General features: G+C 46.8%; 2 protein-coding genes. One reads left to right on the forward strand and one right to left on the reverse strand.

Features of this window, described 5'->3' with window-relative positions; translation table 11 throughout:
* Positions 1-92: 92 nt before the first annotated feature.
* Positions 93-1,139 carry an FAD-dependent oxidoreductase gene (locus H6S82_RS29605; RefSeq protein WP_190465133.1) on the reverse strand — a complete coding sequence of 349 codons (1,047 nt, stop codon included), beginning with the start codon at positions 1,137-1,139 and terminating at the stop codon, positions 93-95.
* 80 nt (positions 1,140-1,219) lie between these two features.
* Here H6S82_RS29605 and H6S82_RS29610 point away from each other — a divergent pair, with 80 nt between their 5' ends.
* Positions 1,220-2,062, forward strand: a complete 843-nt coding sequence (locus H6S82_RS29610; RefSeq protein ID WP_190465134.1) for a hypothetical protein — start codon at positions 1,220-1,222, stop codon at positions 2,060-2,062.
* Positions 2,063-2,267 lie beyond the last annotated feature (205 nt).

Consider the following 2,267-nt stretch of genomic DNA (forward strand, 5'->3'; position numbering starts at 1 on the left):
TTCATCTCTGCCTCTGCTTGCTTGGACGAAGCATTCGCGTTTGAATTGATAATTTACGATCGTCAACTATCTGCACGAATGCTTAGCCCCTACTAAAAAATGTCTAAAAAGCGAATACCCGGTAAAGGCACATCTCTAATATACCGATTAATTTGACTTGCCGCCGCCATACCCGAATTTAAAGCACTTTCTACTAAGTTTCCACCACACCAATCACCGCAACATATCAAAGGTAAAGATATCTCCGCATCCAGATAACTTGACTGCCAAAACTGACTGGGAAAAGCATAGCGCCACCTGTGAATTTGATACCATGCTGGCGCATCTAGCCAAGATAGATTTAATTCTGCTGTCGCCGTAGCTAACAAATGGCGTGCAGCAGCATTTAAATCTTCTGCATCTAAATAATTTTGAGCAAATGCAGCACTGCTGTGCATCACAAATACTGGAAATTCAGCGTTGCGGCGCTTGCTGCTATCCAAACCGATCCAAGCAATGTCGGAATTATCTGCAAAAACAACAGAATTCCAATCTAAATTTAGCTCTGCTTGGGCTGGATAGCCTGCCATGACCGCCAAACAGGGATCGAATTCGATCGCTCGCAGCTTATCCACAAACCCAGTTGGTAAAATACTCTCAGCTAATGGCTCCAACAACATCAAAGCTTGCGGCGCGGGAATTGCCACGATCGCTGCTTTGGCTTTTACCGCTTCTGGGATATCATCGACCTTAGCCTCAAAATCCAGACGCCAATATTTGTTATCTGTAACATTAATTGCCCGGACTCGTTGATTTAGCTTGATTTCCAAACCAGTAGCGAGGAATTTCGCGATCGCACTCATTCCTTCTGGCGCAACATAGTGGGGGATTTTGGATTCAGGGGAATAAAATCTGTCATTCCAAGTCTGGAGAATGTGGCGATCGCATAACACCTTTACAAACCTTTGCAAAATCTCCCCATTCGGTTCCAAGTAGCGCAACCCGTGATCGGCGCTTTTGCCGTATAATCGGCGCGTCGCCACCCTTCCTCCCACACCGCGAGATTTTTCCAGCACCACTACACTGTATCCAGCTTGCTGCAACTGTTGCGCCGCAGTCAAACCGGCTATTCCCGCACCAATAACCGCAACATCAAACACGACTTGACAACCTCCCGCGTAGAATCAATAGAAGTAGAATAAGGGACAGCAAAGAATCTGGGGTCCTGGAGGGTTCGACTTTGGATGAACTGAGATCGGTACTGGAGTTGGCTACAGAAGAAGAATTGCAACAACTGACGGCAATTCTGTTTTGTCGCCGATTCAATCCCCTAGACTATGTTGGCACGCCCGATCCTATAGAAGTACAAAGCCAAGATCGCGAAGCTTGGCTGGATATGCTAGAGCAAAGGTTTCGCTTTTTGGCAGCGGATGGCTTGACGGTATTGCGGGGACGCACACAGGAGGTAACCTATCGCCAAGTTTTAATCCAGGTGTGTCGTTATCTTAAAATTCGCTACTCCAACAAGCTTTCCACCACAGATATAGAAGCAGAGATATTTCTCCATCTGCTGAAACGAGCTTGGAAAGAATTACCCGCCGCAGAGCAAAATGCCTTAACTGTGCGAGTGCAGCAAAGTCTGGCAGAAACTCAACTTTCCGAACCGTTACCGCTTTCCGTGCAGCGCGATCCTTTCGGTTGGCTGATCAAAGGTGGTAGCGCTTTGGCAGTTAGTTCGATCGTCAAACCGATGTTGCTGCAACAGATGGCCCATCAGTTTGCGCTTCACTTTGCCAGATACCAAATTGCCAGGGAAGCAGCCGTATCTGGAGGAGTGGCGGCGATGAACAAGTTTCAAGGCTATATGATGCTTCAGGCTGCTGAAAAGGGTATGGCTTTGAGTGCGGCGCGATATACTGCTGTCCGCAGCGTGTTTGCATTTTTAGGCCCAGCGCTGTGGACTTGGTTTTTTGCGGATCTCGGTTGGCGAGCGATCGCCACTAACTACGCCCGCATTATACCCACCATCTTCGCCCTAGCACAAATTCGCCTCACTCGCTCGGAATGTTGGGAAATAGCATGAAAATTTTAGTTTTCAGATTTTAGATTTTTGATTGAACATGAAGCCAAAATTCACAATCCAAAATCTAAAATCTTTTTCCGAACCTCCCTTACAGCTATGGTGGAATTTTGCCCAGCTAGGTTTGTTGATTTTTCCTTTATTTCCAGCTGTAGGAGCAGTCGGAATTGCCCTCGCAATACTGGGTACTGGCAAGCAAAAGTTTAAT

This window comes from Planktothrix sp. FACHB-1355, from assembly GCF_014748295.1.
Taxonomy (GTDB): Bacteria; Cyanobacteriota; Cyanobacteriia; order Cyanobacteriales; family Aerosakkonemataceae; genus Aerosakkonema; species Aerosakkonema funiforme_A.